Annotated in this window: 15 protein-coding genes; 4 read left to right on the forward strand and 11 right to left on the reverse strand. The window is 69.3% G+C overall.

Translation table 11 applies throughout. From position 1 onward, the window contains the following. Positions 1-115: 115 nt before the first annotated feature. Both YIM_RS46770 and YIM_RS46775 read left to right on the forward strand, forming a co-directional pair. Positions 116-1,291 carry a globin domain-containing protein gene (locus YIM_RS46770; RefSeq protein ID WP_194239980.1) on the forward strand — a complete coding sequence of 392 codons (1,176 nt, stop codon included), beginning with the start codon at positions 116-118 and terminating at the stop codon, positions 1,289-1,291. 252 nt (positions 1,292-1,543) lie between these two features. After that, positions 1,544-2,701 (forward strand): globin domain-containing protein, encoded by a 1,158-nt coding sequence (locus YIM_RS46775; protein WP_153036444.1) that lies wholly within the window; start codon positions 1,544-1,546, stop codon positions 2,699-2,701. A gap of 615 nt (positions 2,702-3,316) precedes the next feature. On the opposite strand, the gene YIM_RS46780 is transcribed toward YIM_RS46775, so the two are convergent. The 7 genes from YIM_RS46780 to YIM_RS46810 all read right to left on the reverse strand — a co-directional run bounded on the left by YIM_RS46780 (position 3,317) and on the right by YIM_RS46810 (position 10,594). Continuing rightward, entirely contained in the window at positions 3,317-3,763 is a 447-nt protein-coding gene (locus tag YIM_RS46780) for a heat shock protein transcriptional repressor HspR (protein ID WP_153036445.1), read from the reverse strand. Positions 3,764-3,765: 2 nt separating this feature from the next. After that, positions 3,766-4,935: a molecular chaperone DnaJ gene (dnaJ, locus tag YIM_RS46785; protein WP_153036446.1), complete on the reverse strand. Its 1,170-nt coding sequence runs from the start codon at positions 4,933-4,935 to the stop codon at positions 3,766-3,768. Between the two features lie 27 nt (positions 4,936-4,962). Then, positions 4,963-5,694: a nucleotide exchange factor GrpE gene (gene grpE / locus YIM_RS46790; protein ID WP_153036447.1), complete on the reverse strand. Its 732-nt coding sequence runs from the start codon at positions 5,692-5,694 to the stop codon at positions 4,963-4,965. Continuing rightward, complete coding sequence (gene dnaK, locus YIM_RS46795; protein ID WP_153036448.1) at positions 5,691-7,571, reverse strand: molecular chaperone DnaK; 1,881 nt, start codon at positions 7,569-7,571, stop codon at positions 5,691-5,693. Before dnaK ends, grpE begins: the two co-directional genes overlap by 4 nt. A 155-nt stretch (positions 7,572-7,726) precedes the next feature. Beyond that, positions 7,727-9,037: an alpha/beta hydrolase gene (locus YIM_RS46800; RefSeq protein WP_228004443.1), complete on the reverse strand. Its 1,311-nt coding sequence runs from the start codon at positions 9,035-9,037 to the stop codon at positions 7,727-7,729. Between the two features lie 77 nt (positions 9,038-9,114). Continuing rightward, complete coding sequence (locus YIM_RS46805; protein WP_153036450.1) at positions 9,115-9,777, reverse strand: DUF4097 family beta strand repeat-containing protein; 663 nt, start codon at positions 9,775-9,777, stop codon at positions 9,115-9,117. 43 nt (positions 9,778-9,820) lie between these two features. Beyond that, on the reverse strand, positions 9,821-10,594 hold the full coding sequence (locus YIM_RS46810; RefSeq protein ID WP_153036451.1) for a DUF4097 family beta strand repeat-containing protein: 774 nt from the start codon (positions 10,592-10,594) through the stop codon (positions 9,821-9,823). A gap of 165 nt (positions 10,595-10,759) precedes the next feature. Between YIM_RS46810 and YIM_RS46815 the strand changes: the two genes are divergently transcribed. Continuing rightward, on the forward strand, positions 10,760-11,293 hold the full coding sequence (locus tag YIM_RS46815) for a YbhB/YbcL family Raf kinase inhibitor-like protein (protein ID WP_153036452.1): 534 nt from the start codon (positions 10,760-10,762) through the stop codon (positions 11,291-11,293). Positions 11,294-11,350: 57 nt separating this feature from the next. Here the strand turns inward: YIM_RS46815 and YIM_RS46820 are convergent, their stop codons facing one another. Genes YIM_RS46820 through YIM_RS46830 form a run of 3 tightly spaced genes read right to left on the reverse strand, consistent with a single transcriptional unit; the run spans position 11,351 to position 13,139 of the window. After that, the gene (locus tag YIM_RS46820) at positions 11,351-12,247 is read right to left on the reverse strand and encodes a serine hydrolase (protein ID WP_153036453.1); all 897 of its coding nucleotides are present in this window, start codon (positions 12,245-12,247) and stop codon (positions 11,351-11,353) included. After that, entirely contained in the window at positions 12,247-12,807 is a 561-nt protein-coding gene (locus YIM_RS46825; RefSeq protein ID WP_153037715.1) for a TetR/AcrR family transcriptional regulator, read from the reverse strand. Before YIM_RS46825 ends, YIM_RS46820 begins: the two co-directional genes overlap by 1 nt. A 5-nt stretch (positions 12,808-12,812) precedes the next feature. Further along, a complete protein-coding gene (locus YIM_RS46830) occupies positions 12,813-13,139 on the reverse strand; it encodes a multidrug efflux SMR transporter (protein ID WP_153036454.1) in 327 nt (108 codons plus the stop codon). Positions 13,140-13,290: 151 nt separating this feature from the next. On the opposite strand from YIM_RS46830, the gene YIM_RS46835 reads away from it, so the two are divergent. Next, entirely contained in the window at positions 13,291-15,588 is a 2,298-nt protein-coding gene (locus YIM_RS46835; RefSeq protein ID WP_153036455.1) for a (Fe-S)-binding protein, read from the forward strand. Positions 15,589-15,640: 52 nt separating this feature from the next. Here YIM_RS46835 and YIM_RS46840 read toward each other — a convergent pair whose 3' ends face one another. After that, positions 15,641-16,114 carry a carboxymuconolactone decarboxylase family protein gene (locus tag YIM_RS46840; RefSeq protein ID WP_153036456.1) on the reverse strand — a complete coding sequence of 158 codons (474 nt, stop codon included), beginning with the start codon at positions 16,112-16,114 and terminating at the stop codon, positions 15,641-15,643. Positions 16,115-16,164 lie beyond the last annotated feature (50 nt).

The raw sequence follows: 16,164 nt of genomic DNA on the forward strand, positions 1-16,164 counted from the left end.
AGTCGGCGGAACCCAGAGCTACGCGCATTAATGAATAATCCAGGCCACAATCGGCGTGCGGACCACCCCGCCGACCACGCCGCGCAACCGGACGAGGAGCCGATACCAGCCAGCGATGACAGCAGAACCGGTCAGCCCAGTACCCAGGTCCTCCAGCTCGAGGGAGACACCGCCCGCCGTCGCGGCGATGGTGCGGCTGATTCGTGACACCTGGACGAAGGCCGAGCCGTACACGCCGGAGATCTCCCAGTTCTTCTACGGCATGCTGTTCACCCTCGCGCCGGCCACCAGGGACTTCTTCCCGATCAACATGGAGGTCCAGCGGGGCAGGCTGGTGCGCGCGCTGGTGCACATCGTGCAGATGGTGGACCGGCCCGACGACCTGGTGCCGTTCCTGCGCCAGCTCGGCCGCGACCACCGCAAGTTCGGTGTCATCCCGAACCACTACGAGGCGGTCGGCACCGCGCTGCTCGCCGCGCTGAAGACGAACCTCGGCCCGGAGTGGACGCCCGAGGTGGAGCGCGCCTGGGCCGAGGCGTTCACCATCATCGCGCGCGCGATGCAGGAGGCCGCCGCCGCCGACCGGCACCCCGGCTCGTGGACCGCCACCGTCGCCGAGCACCGGCGGCTCACCTGGGACCTCGCGCTGGTGCTGGTGGAACCGGAGCAGCCGGTGCCGTACCAGGCCGGGCAGTACCTGAGCGTGGAGGTGCCGCAGCGCCCGCGGCTGTGGCGGTACCTGTCCCCGGCGAACGCGCCCCGCGAGGACGGCTCGATCGAGTTCCACATCCGCGCGGTCGAAGGCGGCTGGGTCTCCCGCGCCATCGTCGGCCACACCGCGAAGGGCGACCGCTGGCGGCTCGGCCCGCCGCTCGGGCGGCTCACCGTCGACCGCGAGTCCGGCCGGGACGTGCTGATGATCGCCGGTGGCACCGGGGTGGCGCCGCTGCGCGCGATGCTCGACGACCTGGCGCAGTGGGGCGAGAACCCCAAAGTGAAGCTGTTCTACGGCGGCCGCGACCGCGACGACCTGTACGACCTGGAGGAGCTGCGCGCGCTGGCGGCGGTGAACCCCTGGCTGAGCGTGGTCCCGGTGGTGGAGAACAATCCCGGGCTGCCCGGGTTCGAGCAGGGCACGCTGGCCGAGGTGGTCACCAAGTACGGCGCGTGGCCGAAGCACGACGTGCTGGTCTCCGGTTCGCCGGGGATGATCCGGGCCACCGTTTCCCGCATGCTGGTGGCCGGCACCGCGCTCGACCAGATCAAGTACGACCCGTTCACCATCGACTGATACTTACACGGTGAATAGCCGGAAAACATGTGTTCCGGCAAATACACCCGATCGGGTGTGGTACGCAGTGAATACCCCTGTTCGACACCGAGTATCCATATTGCTCCATTCGAGCTGAAAGCGTGGCGATCCGGCGCCGCCGAGCGACTGGCGTCGTAGAGTCCCTGCCCCGTCGGGGAAACGGGAGTGTTGGAAGATCACGCCGCGTTCGAATCGATTGGAGAATTCGTCGCACTGATGGGTGTCCACGCCATGTTTCCCGACCCGCTGCCCGTGACCATTCCGGCGAACTGGAGCAAAACCGACCGGACCGCGAAGCTGATCAGAGATTCTTTTGCCAAGATCGAACCGAGCGCCGGCGAACTCACACAGTTCTTCTATGGTGTGCTGTTTACCGTTTCCCCGGCGGCGAGAGCACTTTTTCCCGCCAACATGAACACCCAGCGGGATCGGCTGCTGCGCGCGCTGGTGCACGTGGTCGGCCTGGTCGACCAGCCGGACCAGCTGGTGCCGTTCCTGCACCAGCTCGGCCGGGACCACCGCAAGTTCGACGTGGTCGCGCAGCACTACGACGCGGTCGGAGTGGCGTTGCTGGCAGCGTTGAAGCGGTACCTGAAGGACGACTGGACCGCGGACGTCGAACGCGCGTGGACCGATGCCTACGGGATCATCGCGAAGTCCATGCGCGAGGCCGCCGAGACCGAGAAAGGACCGGCTTGGTGGCCGGCGCGGGTGATCGAGCACCGAAGACCGAACTCCAGCGTCGCGGTGATCCGCGCGCTGCCGAGGCACCCGGTGCCGTTCCGCGCGGGCCAGTACCTGAGCGTGCAGGTCCCGCAGCGACCGCGGATGTGGCGGTATTTCTCGCCGGCCACCGCGCCGCGCACCGACGGGGTGCTGGAGTTCCACGTGCGCGCGGTGGACGGCGGCTGGGTGAGCCGATCGATGGTGAACCACACCAAGATCGGCGACGAATGGCGCATCGGCCCGGCGCTCGGCACGCTCGCCGTGCGGCAGGCGGACAAGCGGAAGCTGTTGTTGATCGCGGGCGGGACCGGCCTGGCCCCGCTGCGCGCGATCGCCGACGATCTGGCGCGGTGGAAGCAGAACCCGGCGGTACACCTGTTCTTCGGCGGCCGGACCGCGGAAGACCTCTACGACCTGCCCACGCTGAAGATGCTGGCGGCGACCAATCCTTGGCTCACCGTGGCGCCGGTGGTGGAGGAGGGCGAGGTGAAGGGTGGCGAGCAGGGCACGCTCGTCGACGCCGTGCTCAAGCGCGGCACGTGGCCGAAAACGGATGTGCTGATTTCGGGCTCGCCCACGATGATTCGCGCCACCATGATGCGCCTGATGGAAGAGGGAATCCCGGCCGACCGGATCAAGTACGACCAGTTCACCATCGACTGAGGCCGGTGGCGCCCTGCACCGCCCGGCGAGGACCTGGACTTCACCGACGGGCGGAACTGGCGGCTTCGCTACCGAGCAAACGCGGCGGGCTTCACCACCGGGCGGAACGGCCGCAGACTCCACCACCGAACGGAAGCGGCGGCAGGCTTCACCGCGAAGCAGAAGTCGCAGCAGACCCCACCCGCCGAACCGAGGCGACGGCAGCCTCCACCACCGAGCAGAAGCGGCGGCAGGCGCCTACCGCCCGCGCGAAAGCGGCAGCAGGACTCACCACCGGACCGGGCAGAAGCGGGGGCGGACTTCACCCAAGCGGAACGGCCGCAGACGCCACCGCCGGGCGGAAGCGGCAGCAGACCTCCACCGCCAAGCAGAAGCCGCAGCAGACGCCACCGCCGCGCGGAAGCGGCAGCAGACCTCCACCGCCAAGCAGAAGCCGCAGCAAACTCCAACACCAAGCAGAAGCGGCAGCAGACCTCCACCGCCAAGCAGAAGCCGCGGCGGGCTTCACCGCCGAGTGGAGGTGGTGGCAGGGTTCACCGCCGCCGGTGGAAAGTGGCGGTGGCGGCGACCCCGGGGGATCGGATCGCCACCACCGCTTCGAGTGCGAACCCCGGCTCAGCGCCGAGGGCGCGGGGGGTTGGGACGCCAGACCACCAGCGCGGTCTGGTTCCGCATCGGGACGAGGTCCTTGCGGTAGGAAGCGTGCACCGCGGCAGCCGCCTGTTCCGCGGCGGCGTAGGCCCCCGCGAGTTCCTCGGTCAGCTCGTTCACCCGCGAGCGCAGCGCGTCCACCTGGTTCTCGAGTTCGATGATCCGCTTGATCCCGGCGAGGTTCACCCCCGCCTCCTGTGACAGCCGCTGGACCTCCCGCAGCAGCGCGATGTCCCGCAGCGAGTACCGCCTGCCACCCCCCGGGGTGCGGCCGGGGGAGACCAGGCCCTGCCGGTCGTACGACCGGAGGGTCTGCGCGTGCAGGCCGGACAGCTGCGCGGCCACGGAGATGACGAATACCGGGGTGTCCTCGTCCTGCGGCATGCCGCCCGGTAGCGAAGATCCGAACATCGTCAGCTCCGTTCCCTGATCAGCGCGGTGATCTCCGGACGCGGGTCGTGCTGCGCGGAGGCTTCCGCGTAACTCTCCAATGCCGCCCGCGCCTTCTCGTCCAGCCGGGCCGGGACCGCCACCTGCAGGGTGACCAGCAGGTCGCCCTGGGTCCCGTCACGCTTGGTGATGCCCTTGCCGCGCACCCGCAGCACCCGCCCGCTCGCGGTGCCGGGGGGCACCTTGACCGAGACCTTGCCGTCGAGTGTCGGCACCGTGATGGTCCCACCCAGCGCCAGTTCGGTGAAGCTCACCGGCACGGTGATGGTCAGATCATTGCCCGATCGGCCGAACACCGCGTGCGGTGCCACGTGCACCCGGACGTACAGATCGCCCGGTTGCGCGCCGCCCCGGCCCGGTTCGCCCTGGCCGGCCAGCCGGATGCGCTGGTCGTCGTCCACCCCGGCGGGGATTCGGACGGTCAGCGTGCGGGTGCGGGTGCTGATGCCCTCGCCACCGCACTCACCGCACGGGTCGTCGATGATGGTGCCGCGGCCACGGCAGTCCCGGCACGGCTCCGAGAAGGCGAACGCCCCCTGGCTCCGGCTGACCAGCCCCGAACCACCACAGCTGACGCAGGTCCGCGGCGTGGTGCCCGGCTTGGCGCCGTTGCCACCACAGGTGCCGCAGGTCGCCGGGCTGGACAGCCGCAGCGGCAGGGTCGCGCCCTTGACCGCCTCGACGAAGTCGATCCGGACATCCGTTTCCACGTCGGCGCCGCGCTGCGCGCGGTTCGCCGTGGCACCGGCGGCACCACGACGGCCGAACAGCCCGCCGAGGATGTCACCGAGGCCACCGAAGCCCCCGCCTTGTCCGGCGGCGCTTCCGAAGATATCGCCGAAGTCGGTGCCACCGGCTCCGCCTCCGGGAAACCCGAAACCCCCGGGGCCGCCCGACCCGAAAAGGCGCCTCGCCTCGTCGTACTCCTTGCGCTTGGTGCTGTCGGAGAGCACTCCGTACGCCTCGGACACCGCCTTGAACTTCTTCTCGGCTTCGGCGTTGCCCGCGTTGGCGTCCGGATGGTTCTCCTTGGCCAGCTTGCGGTAGGCCTTCTTGATCTCGTCCGCGGAGGCGTCGGAGGAGACGCCCAGTTCACGGTAGAAATCCTTGCCGATCCACTCCCGAGCACTCATCGGGCGTCTCCTCCCTCCGGGTCTTCGCTAGCGACTGTTCTCATCAAGGGGCAGCTCACCGGACTGGGTGGCGTCCAGTTCTGGCTCCACCTCGGCGGCAGGCGGCGGTGCTTCGCCCGGCTCGTGGTCGGTCACGCCGACCAGCGCCGCCCGCAGCACGCGGTCCCCGAAGCGGTAACCCCGGCGCATCACCAGGGTCACCGTCGGACCGTCCACTTCGGACGAAGTGCTGTGCTGCACCGCCTCGTGCACGCTCGGGTCGAACGGCTCGCCCTCGGCACCGAACGGTTCGAGCCCGGCCCGCTGCAGGCTGGCCACCAGCTTGTCGGCCACCGCCTTGAACGCGCCGGTGAGGTCGCCGTGCTGCTCGGCCCGCTCCAGGTCGTCGAGCAGGGGCAGCAGGTCGCCGACCACGCCGGCCTTCGCCCCGTTCACCACCTGCTCACGGTCGCGGTCCACCCGGCGCCGGTAGTTGGTGTACTCGGCCTGGAGCCGCTGGAGGTCCGCGGTGCGCTCCTCCAGCTGCTTCTCCAGATCGGACACCGGCTCCACCGACTCGTCCACAATGGACTCGCCGAGGGAGGGACCCGCGTGCTTGCCCGCCGCGGGCTCCTCCTCATCGAGCACCGGCTGCTGACGCAGTTCGCCGGTCACCGGGTCGATCTTGCGGCGATCGCGCACCACGACTCGCGGCTCCTCTGGCTCGTCACCGGTCCCGTGCCGGGGACCCTCGGAGTTTTCGCGATTCGCGTGGGTCACTTCTTCTCGCCCTCCGCGCCCTTCTTGTCGTCCTCGTCGACGATCTCGGCGTCGACCACGTCATCGGCCTTGGCCGAGGACGAAGCACCGGCACCCGCGTCGCCACCGGGCGCGCCGGCGGCTTCCTGCGCGGCGTTCGCGTTGGCGTAGAGCGCGGTGCCCAGTTCCTGCGAAGCGGTGTTCAGCTTCTCGATGGACTCGCGGATCTTCGCCGAGTCGGTGCCCTTGAGCGCCTCGTTCGCCTCGTCGATGGCGGTCTTGACCTTGCCCTTGAGCTCGTCGGGGAGCTTGTCCTCGTTGTCCTTGACGAACTTCTCGGTCTGGTAGACCAGCGTCTCGGCCTGGTTGCGGGTCTCGGCCTCTTCGCGGCGCCGCTTGTCCTCTTCGGCGTGCGCCTCGGCGTCCTTGACCATGCGCTCGATGTCGTCCTTCGGCAGCGCGGAGCCACCGGTGATCGTCATCGACTGCTCCTTGTTCGTGCCGAGGTCCTTCGCGAGGACGTGCACGATGCCGTTGGCGTCGATGTCGAAGGTGACCTCGATCTGCGGCACGCCACGCGGCGCCGGCGGCAGGCCGGTCAGCTCGAACATGCCGAGCTTCTTGTTGTGCGCGGCGATCTCACGCTCACCCTGGAAGACCTGGATCTGCACCGAGGGCTGGTTGTCGTCCGCGGTGGAGAAGATCTCCGAGCGCTTGGTCGGAATCGTGGTGTTGCGCTCGATGAGCTTGGTGAACACCCCGCCCTTGGTCTCGATGCCCAGCGACAGCGGCGTCACGTCGAGCAGCAGGACGTCCTTGACCTCGCCCTTGAGCACACCGGCCTGCAGCGCCGCGCCGACCGCGACGACCTCGTCCGGGTTCACGCCCTTGTTCGGCTCGCGGCCGCCGGTCAGCTCCTTGACCAGGTCGGACACCGCCGGCATCCGGGTGGACCCGCCGACCAGCACCACGTGGTCGATGTCGCCGACGCTGATGTTCGCGTCGCGGATCACGTTGTTGAACGGCTGGCGGGTGCGCTCGAGCAGGTCGGAGGTGATCCGCTGGAACTCGGCGCGGGACAGCGTCTCGTCCAGGAACAGCGGGTTCTTGTCCGCGTCCACGGTGATGTAGGGCAGGTTGATGCTGGCGCTGTTCGAGCTGGACAGCTCGATCTTCGCCTTCTCGGCCGCCTCGCGGATGCGCTGCAGCGCCATCTTGTCCTTGGTCAGGTCGATGCCGCTGGAGGACTTGAACTTGTCCACCAGCCAGGTGACGATGCGCTCGTCCCAGTCGTCGCCACCGAGGTGGTTGTCACCGGAGGTGGCGCGGACCTCGACCACACCCTCGCCGATCTCCAGCAGCGACACGTCGAAGGTGCCACCACCGAGGTCGAAGACCAGGATGGTCTGCTCCTTCTCGCCCTTGTCCAGGCCGTAGGCCAGCGCGGCCGCGGTCGGCTCGTTGACGATGCGGAGCACGTTCAGCCCGGCGATCTGCCCGGCCTCCTTGGTGGCCTGCCGCTGCGCGTCCTCGAAGTACGCGGGCACGGTGATCACCGCGTCGGTGATCTCCTCGCCGAGGTAGGCCTCCGCGTCGCGCTTGAGCTTCATCAGCACGCGGGCGCTGATCTCCTGCGGGGTGTAGGCCTTGCCGTCGATCTCGGTCTTCCAGTCGGTACCGACGTGCCGCTTCACCGAGCGGATCGTGCGGTCGACGTTGGTGACGGCCTGGTTCTTCGCGGGCTGCCCGGTCAGCACTTCGCCGTTCTTGGCGAAGGCGACGATGGACGGGGTGGTCCGTGAACCTTCCGAGTTGGCGATGACCGTCGGCTCGCCGCCCTCCAGGACGGCGACGACCGAGTTGGTCGTACCGAGGTCGATGCCGACCGCTCGCGCCATGGTTCGTTCCCTCTCTCTTGAAACACTGTGTAACCGAGTCGTGTGCCCGTCAGGCCGTGGCCGGCCTTGAGCGGGGCCCACTCAAGTTCTATCCGGAGCCGCTTTGTCAGGTCAACTTGGACTTGAGCGAGGGCGACTCAACCTTTCTGACTGGCTCAACGTACCGGGTCCGCGGCTTGTTCCCGGCAGACGGCACCGATTTCCGGCAGCGATCCGCTGACCAGGTACTCCGCCGCCCGCTGCCGCGCGCACGGCGAGTGGAGCAGGGCGGCGTGCCCGTCCCGCTCGTCGACCAGCAGGCGGCTGCCGTCGATGCGGGCGCTCAGGCTCTCCGCCCAGCGCAGCGGCGTCGCCGGGTCGTGCGTGCCCCCGATGACCAGCACGGATGGAGTACCCGTGATCCAGCGATATGACGGAGGGTTGCGCGGTGACATCGCCCACCCGGCGCAGCCGGTCGCCATCTCCCAGAACTCCGAGTACCGCCAGGTGCGCGGCGCGACCCGCCTCAGCTCATCGGCCCACCACCGGTGGACCTCCGCGGTCATCACCGCCGGGAAGTCCTGGCACGAGACCGCGCGATAGGAGCCGTACTCCGCGGAATTGAACCGCGCGGCCCGCAGCAGCGGGCCCGGGTCGCCCGCATCGGCGGCCGCAAGCGCTTGCGCCAGCTGTGGCCAGGCCGCCTTCATGGTGAGGTAGCCGTAGAAGCCGTCGGTCAGGTCCTCGGCGTCCGGCCTGGTCAGCAGCCGGTCGAACCGGGCCGCGCAGTTCGCGCAGGTGGCGAAGAAGCGGTTGGCCGAGTCCTCGATGGCGGCGGCCTCGTCACGAGCGGCGACCAGGGTCGGCAGCGCGTGGTCGACCGGCGCGTCCAGCACCATCGACCGCACCCGGCCGGGGAACAGGTCGGCGTACAGCTCGCCGATCTCGGTGCCGTACGACATGCCGTAGTAGGAGATGCGCTCTTCGCCGAGCGCGCGCCGCAACGCCTCCATGTCCTTCGCGACGCTGACCGTGTCGACGTGCCCGAGCAGCGGCCCGGTGCGGTCGAGGCAGTCCTGCCCGGCCCGGCGGTTGGCCGCGACGAGCCGGTCGAAGTCGCCGAACCGGCTCACCGCCGGATCGTGCAGCGTCGCCGGATCACACCGGACCGGCGAGCTGTGACCGACCCCGCGCGGGTCCAGCCCGACCAGGTCGAACCGCTCGGCGAGCACCTCGCCCTCCGGATAACCGGCGACCATGCCGTTGTAGGCCACCACGTCCACCGCCGAGCCGCCCGGCCCGCCGGGGTTCACCAGCAGCGAGCCGATCCGGTCACCGCGGGCGGGGGTGCGGTTGACCGCCAGGTCGATCCGCGGCCCATCCGGCCGTGACCGGTCCAGCGGCACGCTCAACGTGGCGCACTGCAGGTCGGCCGGGGTCTGCGGAGTCGCGCAGGACCGCCACTCGAGCGCGGCGGAGTACGACACGGCCCCCTGCGCTGTGTCGTTTCCAGGTGCGGCGAGCGTGGTCAAGCCCAAAAAGGCAGCCCCGGCAAGGGCTCCGATCATGCCGTTCGAACGGTCACGTCACCGGCGGAGGCGTCGACCTCCACGGCGTGCGACGCACCGGGTGTGTTCGGCACCGAGACGTGGGTGTCGCCCGCGCTGGTTTCGGTGCGCACGCGGTAGGTGCCCTGCGGCACGGTGACCGTCACCGCGCCCGCGGCCGCCTTGACCCTGGCATCGGCGGGCGTGGCCAGCCCGACCTCGACGTTCCCGGCGGAGGCATTCACCTTCGCCGCACCGGCGAGCTGACCGAGCACCACGTTCCCCGCCGAGGCGTCCACGTCGGTGGCCCCCGCACCGGTGATGGTCACGTCACCGGCGGATGCCTTGCCGGTGACCGGCAACGCGGCCGGGATGACCAGGTCGTAATCCACCGAGCAGTCGTTGCCGCACCGGTCGAGCACCAGCGTGCCGCCCTCGACCCGGTGCGACCGGCCCGGCTTGGTCCCCCGGTAGTGCACATCGCGACGCAGGGAAACCGGCGCGCCCTGCTCCACCCGGATCTTCACCGCGCCCGCCGGAACGTCGAACCGCACGCTGGTGATCTGCTCCGGCACCGGTGTGCCGTCGCTGAACTGCTCCTGCGGGGTGATCGCGTCGCAGCCGGCCAGCACCAGCGCCGACGCCGCCACCCCGGTCAGCACCCAGCCCGTTTTCCCCATGTCCCCGTGATCCCCTTCGTGCTCAGGTGGTGCTCAGTAGTGCTCAGGCTTGGCGAACGGTGACGTCACCGCTGTCGGTGTCCAACTGCAGCAGCACGGTGGTGCCGCTGCCCCCGGTCGGGATCGAGATGTTCCGGTTCCCGCTGTCGGTGTCGCCCTCGACCCGGTACGCGCCCGGCGGCACGGTCACGTCGACCTCTCCGCTGTCGGCGTGCGCCTTGACCTCCTGCGGCGCGGCCATGACCAGCACGATGTCCCCGGAGTCGGCCTGCGCCTCGACCCGCCCCTTCAGGCCGGTGCCGCTGATCTTCCCCGAGTTCGCCACCACGTTGACCGCGCCGCCGAGGTCGGCGAGCTTGACGTCCCCCGAAGAAACCCGCACCGTCACCGGCCCCGGCACATCGCGGACGTCGACGCTCCCCGAATCGGCCGTCACGTCCGCGCCGGCCACCCCGGCCAGCACGATCTCCCCGGAATCGGCGTCCCCCGACACCGTGGTCCCGAGCGGCACGATCACGTCGTAGTCCACCGAGCACCAGTTCCCGCAGTCCGCGAGCACCAGCTCGTCCCCGTTCACGGAGTAGCTCTGGCCCGGCTCGCCCCAGCGGTAGTCGAAGCGCTGGACCACGGTGCTCTGCGGCACGTCCGCGGTCCGGATGTGCACGTTGCCCGAGTCGGAGTCGAGGCGGACCCGCTGGATCCGCTCGGTCACCTGCGCGGTCGCCTCACTCGTCGACGGCCACCACCAGCCGAAACCGATCGCCGCTCCGGCCACGATCAACGCGATACCGCCGATGGCTAGCCCAGGCCGCGCCATTGAGTCCTCCCGATGCAGGTTTCTTCTGCGCGTAACGCTAAGGCGCGCCGGTGGGGAGGGACATCCGGGCGAACCCCCGAATGTCCCCTGAGGTTGTCCCTACCCCTGCCCGGGGGCGGGCGCGCCGATAGCCTGTGCCGGGTAGCCGACGCACAGGAGGATCGAATGCCTCAACCGCCCAACCCGTACGACTTCCTGCCAGCGGTGCCGGAGTTCACCGTGCGCAGCGCCGACCTGGCCGAGGGCGCCGCGCTGGGCACACCGCAGCTGAGCGGCATCTTCGGTGCCGGTGGTGACGACGTCTCACCGGAGCTGTCGTGGGAGGGCTTCCCCGCGGGGACGAAGAGCTTCGCGGTCACCTGCTACGACCCCGACGCCCCGACCGCCAGCGGGTTCTGGCACTGGGCCGTGTTCAACATCCCGGCCACGGTGACCTCCCTGCCGACCGACGCCGGCAAGAACCCGGAGCCCGCCCCCGGCGCGGTGACCCTGAAGAACGACGGTGGCCTGAACCGCTTCCTCGGTGCCGCCCCGCCGCCGGGGCACGGGCCGCACCGGTACATCTTCACCGTGCACGCCGTCGGGGTGGAGTCGCTGGACATCCCGGACAGCTCGACCCCCGCGTTCCTCGGCTTCAACCTCTTCTCGAACACGGTGGCCAGGGCGCACCTGACCGGCATCCACGAGAACAAGGGCTGACGAATGCCGTGAATGTGGCTTTCCCGGCGCCCGGGCAACCTGCCGTGAAAGCCACATTCACGGCGCGGCAACCAACTCGGCCAGGTGCCGCGACATAGCCATCACGCCACCCGCGTTCGCGATGACCGTGTACGTAACGTCGCGCTCCGGCAGGTGAACGCTGCGGAAGTTCACCCCGGCATCCCCGCCTTCCAACGCCATCCCACCCGGCACCAGCCACAAGCCCATGCCGTACTCCTCGCCCGTGAACATCCGTTCCGGCGCTTCGATGATCCGGCCACCGGGCAAAGCCCGCCAGAAGGCGTGGACGTCGGCGACAGTCGAATAGATGCCGCCGTCACCATGCCCCAGCACCGGGATCTCGAAGACGTTCGTACGGCCGTCCTCCAGATAACCCGTCGCCGCGTTGCCCGGCAGGTCGTCCGAGCGCAGGAAAGCGGTGTCCGGCATGCCCGCCGGTTCGCACACCCGCTCCCGCACGAGATCGGGAAAAGCCACTCCGGCGACCCGTTCCGCGATCGCGCCGAGCACCACGTAACCGCCGTTGTTGTAGGAAAACCGTTCCCCTGGCGGAAAGTCCTGCGGGCATCCCGCCATCGCGGCCAGGTAGTCCGAAGTGGACGCGAGCAGGCACTGGCCCGGCGGCGGGTCCTCGTCGTCGGGGCAGTAGTCGCCGATGCCCGAGGTGTGCCGCAGCAGGTGCCCGACGGTCACCTCCGGGTGCACCAGCGGCAGTTCGCCACCCAGCACCGAGCGAACCGTGGTCGACTCGGTGAGCAGCCCCGAATCGATCAGCGAGAGCACCGTCGCCGCGGTGAAACCCTTGGTACCGCTGGCGAGCGCGAACCGCGTGCCCAGCGTGTTCGGCACGCCGTGCGCCCGGTGCGCCATCCCGCGTGCCTCGGCGAACACCGTCTCGCCGCCCCGATCGGCGCGGGCCACCCCGGTGAACATCAGCGCGGCTTCAGCAGGTAGTCGACCACCGGCCGCAGCTCCTCCGCCGACGGCGGTTCGTCGTCGATCAGGCCCTGCACCAGCAACCCGTCGATCCCCGCGAGGAACACCCTGAACGCCACCTCGTCATCATGCCGGACCATCGAGGTGAGCACATCCAGCCAGCGCCGGGCGGCCGGGCGCAGTTCCGGCCGCCGCGCGGCGAGCAGGTACAGCTCGTACTCCGCCATCGTGCGCCCGCGCCGCGGGCCGAGCGCCTCCGCGAGCAGGGACGCGACCTCCTCGGCGCCCCGGCTCCCGCGCGAACGGGCGCGGTCGATCATCCAGTACACCTCGGTCGCCATGTCGCGCGCGCACGAGATGAGGGTGGCGATCAGCAGGTCGTCGAGGCTGTCGAAGTGGTAGGTGGTCGAGGTCAGCGGCACCCCGGCCTCGGCGGCGACCGTGCGATGGGTGACCCCGGCGACGCCGTCGCGTTCGATCACCCGCAGCGTGGCGTCGATGATCTCCGCGCGCCGCTTCTCCCCGCGGGCCTTGCGCCCGTCGGTCTGCCGCTTCAGCGTGCTCAATGCGCCCGCCCCACTTCCAGCAGCACCACACCGGCCATCACCAGCACCAGCCCGGCGCCCATGGTCCAGTTGAAGCCCTCGTTGAGGAAGATCGCGCCGATCAGGGCGACCAGCGCGACCCCGGCCGCGGCCCAGATGGCGTAGGCGACGCCGATCGGCAGCCCGGCCTTGAGCACCTGGGCCAGCATCAGGAAGGCGAGCCCGTACCCGAGCACAACGAGCACCGACGGAATCGGCTTGGAGAAGCCCTCGGACAGTTTCAGTGAGATGGTGGCCGTCACCTCGCCCGCGATGGCGACGGCCAGGAGAAGGTACGCGCCCATGCCACAAAACTACCTGAACGATCGTCCCACTAACCAGCGAGTTGTGCGCCACATCCGTGGGACATCTCGCGCGCCAATTGGTTACTGATGAGTAATCAGCGCTACCCTCCTCGCACCACCACATGCCAGATGAACCCCGGAGGCCCCCGACATGGGTGCTGTACAGCTCACGCTCGGGCTGATCGCCGTCGCGGTCAGCCTGGTCGCCTGGAGCATGTTCGCCGCGACGATCGTGCGCTTCGTCAAGATCATCCGACTCGGCCAGCCGGACCCGACCCGGACCGGGCCGTTCGTGCCGAGGATGAAGACCCTGATCAAGGAGTTCGCCGCGCACACGCGGATGAACAAGCTCAAGCACGTCGGCCCGTGGCACTGGCTGGTGATGTGGGGCTTCCTGATCGGCTCGCTGGCCCTGTTCGAGGCCTACGGTGAGGTCTTCGTGCCCACCTGGGGCTGGCCGATCCTGGACCACTGGTCGCTGTGGCACCTGCTGATGGAGATCCTCGGTGTCGGCACCGTGGTCGGCGGCATCGCGCTCGCGCTGATCCGCCAGGCCAACCACCCGCGCCGCGCCGACCGCGTCTCGCGGTTCGCCGGGTCGAGCTTCAAGTCGGCCTACTTCGTCGAGGCCGTGGTGATCATCGAGGGCCTCGGCATTCTCGGTGTCCGGGCGGCCAAGTCCGCGATGGGCTCGCACGACGTGCCGCTGTGGGCCGGTTTTGTCTCCGAGCCGATCGGCAACCTGCTGCCCGCCAGCGGGAACCTGGTCTCGGCCTTCGCCTTCGTCAAGCTGATGAGCGCGGTGGTCTGGCTGTACGTGGTGGCCAGGAACATGACCATGGGCGTGGCCTGGCACCGGTTCAGCGCCTTCTTCAACATCTACTTCAAGCGCGAGGACGACGGCGGGGTGGCGCTGGGCGCGCTCAAGCCGATGATGAGCGACGGCAAGCCGCTCGACTTCGAGGAAGCCGACCCGGAGAAGGACGTCTTCGGCGCGGGCAAGATCGAGGACTTCAGCTGGAAGGGCTGGCTGGACTTCACCACCTGCACCGAATGCGGCCGCTGCCAGTCGCAGTGCCCGGCGTGGAACACCGGAAAGCCGCTCTCGCCGAAGCTGGTGATCACGCAGCTGCGCGACCACGCCTACGCGAAGGCGCCGTACCTGCTGGCCGGTGGCAAGAAGGACGTCACGGGCGAGGAAATCGGCCTGACCGGCGACAACCCGCACGCCGGTATCGACGTGCTGGCGCTGGCCGAGGCCGAGCGCCCGCTGATCGGCGGCCCGGACGAGCTCGGCGTGATCGATCCCGAGGTGCTGTGGTCGTGCACCAGCTGCGGGGCCTGCGTGGAGCAGTGCCCGGTGGACATCGAGCACGTGGACCACATCGTCGACATGCGCCGCTACCAGGTGATGATCGAGTCGAACTTCCCGACCGAGCTGAACGGGATGTTCAAGAACCTGGAGAACAAGGGCAATCCGTGGGGCCAGAACGCCAAGGACCGGCTGGCCTGGGCGGACGACCTGGACTTCGAGGTGCCGGTGTTCGACGGCGAGTTCGGCGACACGGAGTACCTGTTCTGGGTGGGCTGCGCCGGTGCCTTCGAGGACCGCGCGAAGAAGACCACCCGCGCGGTGGCCGAACTGCTGCACATGGCCGACGTCAAGTACACCGTGCTCGGCCCGGAGGAGACCTGCACCGGTGACCCGGCGCGCCGGGCGGGCAACGAGTTCGTCTTCCAGATGCTCGCGCAGCAGAACGTCGAGGTGCTGAACTCGGTGTTCGAGGACGTCGAGCCGCTCAAGCGCAAGATCGTGGTGACCTGCGCGCACTGCTTCAACACGCTCGCGAACGAGTACCCGGAGCTGGGCGGGCAGTACGAGGTCGTGCACCACACGCAGCTGTTGAACCGCCTGGTGCGGGAGAAGCGGCTGGTCCCGGTGGCGCCGATCGCCGAGGACGTCACCTACCACGACCCGTGTTACCTGGGCCGCCACAACAAGGTCTACGACGCGCCGCGTGAACTGGTCGGTGCTTCGGGGGCCGCGCTGCGTGAGATGCCGCGGCACGGCGACCGGTCGATGTGCTGCGGTGCCGGTGGCGCCCGGATGTGGATGGAAGAGCGCATCGGCAAGCGGATCAACGTGGAGCGGGTGGACGAGGCGCTCGGCACCGCGCCGTCGAAGATCGCCACCGGTTGCCCGTTCTGCCGGGTGATGCTGACCGACGGGGTCACCTCGCGGCAGAGCGACGGGATCGCCAGCGAAAAGGTCGAGGTGGTCGACGTGGCGCAGCTGCTGCTCACCGCGGTCAAGCGCAAGCCGGTCCCGGCACCGTCCGCAGTGGACACTTCGCTGCCGGAAAACGGTGCCGATCCGCTGGAGGAGAAGCAGGACATCCCCACGGACAAGGTGCCGACCGGCACTCCACTGCCCGAAGAGGACAAATAGGACCGGAGCCGGGGAGCGGGAGACCGCTCCCCGGCTTCGTTTCCGGCCTGGTTCAGCCGAACTGGCCGACCTGGTAGTCACCGGCCGGCTGCTGCACGGTGACGTTGAACCGGTTGAAGGCGTTGATGATGGCGATCTCCGCCACCAGCGCCCCGAGCTGCTCCTCGTCGTAGTGCTTCGCCGCGTTGGCCCACACCTCGTCGCTGACCCCGCCCGCCGCGTCGGCGATGCGGGTGGCCTCCTCGGCCAGCTCCAGCGCGGCGCGCTCGGCCTCGGTGAACACCGTGGCCTCCCGCCAGGTCGCGACCAGGTTCAGCCGGAGCGTGGTTTCCCCGGCGTGCAGCGCTTCCTTGGTGTGCATGTCGAGGCAGAACCCGCAGCCGTTGATCTGGCTGGCCCGGATCCGCACCAGCTCCTGCGTCGCGGCGGGCACCGACGATTCGCCGACTGCCTTGTTCGCCGCGATGAGGCCCTTCATCGCCTTCGTCAGCACCGGGTTGCTGAAGACGTTCAACCGAGCTTCCATCGTGCTGTCTCCCTGCCTTGTGGAGTTGCGTTCACTCCTTGGACACGGCA

It is taken from the genome of Amycolatopsis sp. YIM 10 (genome assembly GCF_009429145.1).
Taxonomy (GTDB): Bacteria; Actinomycetota; Actinomycetes; order Mycobacteriales; family Pseudonocardiaceae; genus Amycolatopsis.